The sequence below is a fragment of the Ruminococcus sp. genome (genome assembly GCF_024684275.1).
In genome coordinates this window covers 23799-30910 of record NZ_JAIKXF010000060.1, presented here as the reverse complement: position 1 = coordinate 30910, position 7112 = coordinate 23799, and the positions used below count along the sequence as shown (strand labels likewise).

Genomic DNA, 7112 nt, shown 5'->3' with positions numbered 1-7112 from the left:
ATCGCTTATCAGCTCTCTTCTTGCTCGCTGTTCTTCTGTTTCATTTCTTCGTCTTCTGCTCATAATTAAAACCTCCAAAGTAGTGTCTCTTCTATTATACACTACTTCAGAGGTTTACACAAATTTTAGGATAGACTCTTTTTGGTTTTACAGATTTATCGCACCTAAATCCAAGGAGTCCAACATTAGTATTCCATTTATCTTCTTTTTCAATCTTATTTGCTTTTTTACAGTTTATTGGGTACCAATCATATTTTTTGTAATAACTGATAGAATTCCTTTCGTTTTCGCAAAATTAATCGTTTTGATTATCGAAGCTTTTTCTATAAATATTTGTTTTTCGTTGCTTAATGGTTTACTTGTAAAGAAAACCCAAACCGACATTGAGACTAATGTAAAAAACAGAATATATCTATTAACCGTAATATATGCATTTACTATTCTTTTGGCTTTTCTAATAAAAACATACATTAATTACGATAATTTTGCATTTGATGATGTTGATGATTTTTTAGAGTATTTGATTGCTCCTTTAACTATTATTATTGGAAATTTATTCCCACTGAAAAGCTCGTATTCAAAAGAGGGAATGAAAACGGAAATAGAAAATAATTGGAAAGAAGAGTATTCATTACAAAAAGTAGATAGAGAGCTTATATTCTATTCACTGACTATTTCACACATTACAAATATATTTTGGTGTTCCTTCTTTTTAACGAATAAATTAGAATATGGGGTTGATCATTTATGTATTCCAATAATAATTGCTACTATTATTAGTGCGATAATAATGTACATTCTTTATAGAATAGATAAAAACAAAATGTGAGGTAACAAAATGGAAAAAACATATATAGGGTATGCCCGTGTTTCTACCCTTGAACAGAATGAAGCTCGTCAGCTTGTCGCTTTTGAAGGCTATTCTGAAAAAATAGCAAAAACGTTCATTGACAAAATGAGTGGCAAAGATACTAACCGTCCGCAACTGCAAGCTATGCTTAATTATGTACGTGAGGGAGATATTGTAGTTGTTGCAGAGTTTTCACGACTTGCAAGAAGTACAAGGGATATGCTACTGATTGTTCAGGAGCTTACTGATAAAGGCGTTGGTCTTATAAGTCTAAAAGAGAGTGTCAATACCGATACTCCGCAAGGCAGATTTATGCTCACGATATTCGCAGCTCTGGCAGAACTTGAAAGAGAAACAATCTTGCAAAGGCAGCGTGAAGGTATTGCTATTGCCAAGCAGCAAGGCAAATACAAAGGACGTAAACCACTCCCCTTCAATGAAGAAAAGTTCAGAGCTGAGTGTAAGAAGTGGCGCAGCGGTGAACAGACTGCTGTTGCTACAATGAAAAAACTCGATATAAAAAGGAACCGCTTCTATCAGATAGTAAAGAAACTTGAACTATAAAAATATTCACATAATAAAACAATAAACATATGAAAAAGAGGTACAATAATGAATTCATTAAGGAAGTATTATGAAAAGCACCCAAAATTTAGAAATGGAATGGATGTAATAGGTGCAAAAATTAATTCATTAGGAGTAATATACTGGATATGCGCAGCAATTTTTATCTCTACTGTTGCATTATCATTGTTTTTAAGATTACCTGAAGAACTTAAAATACCTGTTACTGCCATTGTAAGTACTATTTTAACCACTCTTATTATTCCATTCATTCTTAATAATACGAAAATTAAAAATGAACATAAAAACAAACTATATGAACGTAATCTACCATTTTATACGGAATTAACCTCAAAGGTAATAGATGTTTTACAAACAACTGAGCAAACTGAACAAAGGCAAAAAATAGTTGTACTTGCAAATTTTATTGCTGAACAATACTCATATATCTGTATTAATCTTTCGATTCGTCAGATGGATCTATTGTTCAATCTCAAAGATGAATGCTTAATGTTTTTTGATGCTAATAATCACACAAAAGCGTCGATAAACAATATTTATAACAACGCAGAGAGATTTTTATCAGAGATAAGAAAACAAGGTAATATTTCAGGAACCGCTTATCTTAACAAAAAAATGGTTGAAAGGCTCGACATACCAGAACTTGGAAATATGAATCCTCCATCAATATAATATGTAAATATTAAAGTCGCAAGTAATCCTTGCGGCTTTTTGTTTTATAAATCAATTAAAGTTATGCCTTATTAATAATTTTTCTATTGATTCTCCCATTCAATTGTGATATAATCATTGTATAAGTAACAAAATATAATACTATTATCGACTTTTTTTATACAGTATGCTTAATTCTGTGTTGTGATTACTATAAGGATTATTAACGAGGTTCGCAATATGAATGAAAAAGAAATACTCAATATAATCGAAACTCTAAAATGGACATTCGCCAAAACTATGGCATACTGGCCTCATTATTACACTGTAAGACAAAGTGATAACGCTGAGCTGAACGAGATGTACAATTATTTGTATAATTATATTAAAGATAATCATTATATTCAGTTATTCAACGGTGAAGAATACAAATACTGCGATATTGGTGAGTATTCGTATTGGATAATGGATGATGATATTAACTCTTCAATTATCATAAACAGAGCTAAAAAACCAGTTAAGATAGTATAAGTCAGGAGGTACAAGCTATGCTCGGAGCAATATTAGGAGATATGATAGGCGCACCATACGAATTTGACAGAGGTGATAAAACTAAGGATTTTCCTTTGTTCAGCGAAAAATCCGAGTTTACAGACGATTCTGTGATGACAATTGCTGTTGCAGAAGCTCTGCTTGCGACTATTGGCAAGTCAGATGCCGAAATAAAGGCTGCTTTGGTTGATTCCATGCAAATATGGGGCAAAAAGTATCCTCATGCTGGCTATGGCTGCATGTTCAGTCAGTGGCTTGGTACTCCTAATCCTAAACCTTATGGTAGCTTCGGAAACGGCTCTGCTATGAGAGTAGCAGCTGCTGGTTGGCTATTTGATGATATAGAGACAACAAGACATATCGCTGCCCTTACATCTGAAGTTACTCATAATCACCCAGAGGGAATAAAAGGTGCAGAAGCTACGGCAAGTGCTATTTTTCTTTCCAGAAAAGGCAAAAGCAAAACTGAGATCAAGGATTACATAATAAAAGAATTCAATTATGACCTCTCCAGAACCTGTGATGAAATAAGGCCGAAATATCACCATGTGGAGACTTGTCAGGAAACAGTTCCCGAAGCAATTACTGCTTTTCTGGAAGGACAAGACTTTGAAGATGTAATACGCACGGCTGTTTCCCTCGGTGGCGACTGTGATACCCTTGCCTGTATTTCTGGAAGTATTGCAGAAGCATTCTATGAAATACCTAAAGAGATAGCCGACGAGGGCTTACGTCGCATGAGCAGTGATTTGCGAGCTGTTTTGAAACTCTTTTATGAACACATAAGAAGGGAGAGCTGAATATGATCAGTTATATTGAAGCGTTGAAAATAGCTCTACAACTTAAAAGCAGAATAGATAAATGCGTTGAAACACCTAACGCATATCTCTTTAAAAACGCAGATGACGAATATTCAATAGGTGGCGAAGGAATATGCTGTATCCTTAAAGAAAACGGAAAAGCAATAGGAACAACTGCATATTACGATAAATATGCAAATTACTCTGACGATGAAGTAAAGGAATTTGATGTTATTATAAAGTGAAAATCAACAAGGATTTTACGTTAAGACACAATTCATTATTTTGAAAGGATTGGCTTATGGGAATTTTATACAACAATAAAGATGAAGCAATATTATATTTTGATGATGAAAATCATGGATATGTGTACGCTGATGCAGAGCATAAAATGCGTGTAGCGTATTTTGATGATAGCTATGTATACAAAGATTATAATGATGCTGCTTGGGATGAGAACCGTCTTGCTAAAATTTCACTGGTCAGTTACAAAGTCGAAGCAGATGGTAATGAATGTCATCTTTCTGATAGCAGTATTTATAAAATAGATCATCCATTTGACGAACGTCTGGGTTCATATAAAGGTGATTTTTACGGTGCTGCGGCAGCAGCTGCCATTGCATTTTTGATTGCTGATATGACGGGTAGTTTTGGTATTGATGAAAATGATAAAGCATCTTCCGAAAACGTTTGTACCGAAACGTCGAGTGATTCTCATGGTTGTTTGTGGTTCATCTTTATAGCAATATTTGCAATATTTAAATACCCTTTATTACTTCTATACAAATTGCTCGTTCTGCTATTTAAGGCATTTTTATGGTACTTAGAAAAAGCTGCTCTAATTGTTCCACTTCCAACTATAATATTATTTCTTGCTAGTATTGATAGGTTGTTTTATTCTGATGACCGCGTAATTGATGGAATTGGGTTGCTTATAAGTGGAGTGCTTTCGCTACTCCTTTATAGAGGAATGTATTTTATACTAAAAAAGAATAATGACAAAAAAATAACTCGTATAGTTTATTCGTTTTTTAGTTGTATAGGTCCTATAATTATGTTTTTTCTTTATGTAATGTTTCCATCCTTAAATATGGATTTAATGACTACTATGGTACCAGCAGTATATACCTGGGGAGTTTTCTATATTCATAAATTACTTATTCCTTTTATAACAAAAAAGTTTAAAAATAATAAAATGCAATAAAAATTTATGTTCGAAGTTAGAATATAATCCTATGTGGTAAAAAATATTTATGGGGAGATTATTATGACTATATCCGAAGCTCAGATAATCGTTGATAGTTTCCGTAAAAACAATGGACACTATACAGAAGATGAATTCTTTCTCTATACAGAAGCTGCTGGACTTATTATCCGTGAAACCAACGATCCAGAATGTATGCTTGAACTTGGCGGATATTATTATGAGCAGAAGAATTACGACCTTGCGCTGAAATACTACGAAATGTCAGCTGCACTTGGATACGGAGCCGCAATAGTTGGACTCGGATATATCTGGTACTATGGAAGAACTGGCACGGTTGACTATGAAAAAGCATTTCATTATTTTTCAATGGCTGGCGAAGATTCCATTGCACAGTATAAGCTTGCTGATATGTATCATAACGGATATTACGTTGAAAAAGACGATAAGAGATATAAAGAGATAGTAGAAAAGCTCTATAGAGTATATACAGGCACAAATTATGTTGAAGATCCCCTTCCAGAACTCTGCACTCGTCTCGCAGGTATTCGTGAAAAGGAAGGTGATACACAGGAAGCTATACGACTACTACGTGAAGGCAAGAGTATGCTAAGTTCTCGAATAGGCTATAATCCATTCTTTGGCAATTATAGTATTATGAAAGGTCTTATACATGACCTGTACCGCTTAACTCCCCTTGATAAGAATAACTTTGACCTGTTTGACCTATATGAGCTTATGAAAGAACCTGTCAAAGTGAGATTTTCATATAATGGTATTCCGCATATCATTGAATCGTCAAGAGAACCAGATGGCTCTGTTGCCGTATGCTATGAAGGCAAATGGTATCGAAATATTGGAGAAATGCTTATGAATGCCGAAATTGAAGGACATTTACTTACTCTTTCGGCATGGAAATGTAAGAATTTTGAGGTGATATAAATGTCAGATAAAGAACTTGAAAATAAAATGCGTGAATTCATTGAAAGCATTCCGGCTGATATGTCTGATGAAGTATATGTAAAAAAGATAATAGATATACCTGACGTAAAATTAAGGTCAGCAGTTGTTAAATATGAATGTGATTTGATAATAGATAACATAGCTTTTAATATGTTTGGATGGAAATATTTTGATGATTTTCGCATTTCAGATATTGGTTTCGTACAGAGTGTTTTTATGCCATTAATACCATATATACCAGATAATAATAAAAATTATTACAACGCTATAGCAGCATTTTTTGATGGCAATACAGAAAAATGTTTTAATCTTTTAAAAAATGAGATCGATGGATACATTCAAAATAAAGAACCTCTTGATGAGGAATGGTTTGCGTATGATTATCTTATTTTCAAAGGAGCAATTCCAAAGTTATATGATTATATTCTGGAAAAAATTAGTACGTCAAAATATGAAAAGGGGCTTCCAGAACTGATAAAGGCTACGAAAACTTATTATTGTAATTACGATACTGCATTACTTGAAGAAGCAGTTTCTCAAGCGTTGCTTGTTACTCCAGATAGTGTTCTTGCCAAAGAATTAAGGGCTGAACTATGGTATGCTGATAATCGTTGGGAGAATGCATTAGCTATTCTTGAAGGAATTGAAGAAGGATTCATATTTGCAAAGCATGAAAAATTATTCATGATGGCATGGTGCAAGAGTAAAATCAGAGATAGAAAGGGTGCTATAGAATGTTATAAAAAATGCCTTGAAATTGCTCCAATGAAACCGTGGGCACGAAATAATCTTGCATACGAATACTATGTTACAAAACAATATAAAAAAGCAGAGGAAGAGTATCATAGATGTATCGAAGATGAGCTTAATTTGAAATATGCTTGCAGTGGATATGTAAGAACTCTTGCTGCACTTGGTGAATTTGATAAAGCGGATCGGTTCATCAAAAACTCACCTGAAAAGATTTACAAACACGCTCTTGATGAACTAAACGATGCAAAAAAAGGTAAGAAAAAATATCAAAAAGAGCAATCGGATGATAAAGCCAATGATGAGTTAACAGAGAGTAGCAGCATTGAGCATAAGCCAACATATCAGTTTTCTAAGGAAAGAATTCTTGAAGATGAACTGGCAGAACGACTTTCTGTAAGTTCTTCCATTTTTGGAATTCCATTAAAAATATATAAACGCAAAGGAATATATGGTCGTCAATGGTCATTCCCTGGGATAGGAAGAATTGATTTATTGGCCGAAGATAATGCTGGAAACTTGTATATTATTGAGCTAAAAAAAGACAGTGGATATGATGATGCATATGCTCAAACTGTTAAATACGTTGAATGGTTTGAGAAATCCAAATATGCTAAGGGAAAAAAGGTCTATGGAATAATTTGTGTCAATGATCCGCCGAAGAAGCTCATTAAAGCAATTCAGAATGATAACAGAATTAGATTATTTGAATATAAAGTATCATATACAGAAATAAAATAGAAGATACTCTTTCAAT

General features: G+C 33.6%; 9 protein-coding genes. All 9 read left to right on the top strand.

Annotated elements, in window-relative coordinates:
• On the top strand, positions 1 to 829 hold an 829-nt coding region (locus K5677_RS07090; RefSeq protein ID WP_296726237.1), incomplete at its 5' end, for a hypothetical protein.
• Positions 830 to 838: 9 nt separating this feature from the next.
• Positions 839 to 1414: a recombinase family protein gene (locus tag K5677_RS07085; protein WP_296726235.1), complete on the top strand. Its 576-nt coding sequence runs from the start codon at positions 839 to 841 to the stop codon at positions 1412 to 1414.
• Positions 1415 to 1462: 48 nt separating this feature from the next.
• Positions 1463 to 2107, top strand: coding sequence for a hypothetical protein (locus K5677_RS07080; RefSeq protein ID WP_296726233.1), 645 nt, complete (start codon positions 1463 to 1465; stop codon positions 2105 to 2107).
• Positions 2108 to 2326: 219 nt separating this feature from the next.
• A complete protein-coding gene (locus K5677_RS07075) occupies positions 2327 to 2617 on the top strand; it encodes a hypothetical protein (RefSeq protein ID WP_296726232.1) in 291 nt (96 codons plus the stop codon).
• Positions 2618 to 2634: 17 nt separating this feature from the next.
• Positions 2635 to 3438 (top strand): ADP-ribosylglycohydrolase family protein, encoded by an 804-nt coding sequence (locus tag K5677_RS07070; RefSeq protein ID WP_296726230.1) that lies wholly within the window; start codon positions 2635 to 2637, stop codon positions 3436 to 3438.
• A 2-nt stretch (positions 3439 to 3440) separates the two neighbouring features.
• A complete protein-coding gene (locus K5677_RS07065) occupies positions 3441 to 3683 on the top strand; it encodes a hypothetical protein (protein ID WP_296726229.1) in 243 nt (80 codons plus the stop codon).
• Between the two features lie 56 nt (positions 3684 to 3739).
• Positions 3740 to 4642 (top strand): hypothetical protein, encoded by a 903-nt coding sequence (locus K5677_RS07060; protein WP_296726226.1) that lies wholly within the window; start codon positions 3740 to 3742, stop codon positions 4640 to 4642.
• Between the two features lie 63 nt (positions 4643 to 4705).
• Positions 4706 to 5584, top strand: a complete 879-nt coding sequence (locus tag K5677_RS07055; RefSeq protein ID WP_296726224.1) for a tetratricopeptide repeat protein — start codon at positions 4706 to 4708, stop codon at positions 5582 to 5584.
• Positions 5585 to 7096 carry an endonuclease NucS domain-containing protein gene (locus K5677_RS07050; RefSeq protein ID WP_296726221.1) on the top strand — a complete coding sequence of 504 codons (1512 nt, stop codon included), beginning with the start codon at positions 5585 to 5587 and terminating at the stop codon, positions 7094 to 7096.
• Positions 7097 to 7112 lie beyond the last annotated feature (16 nt).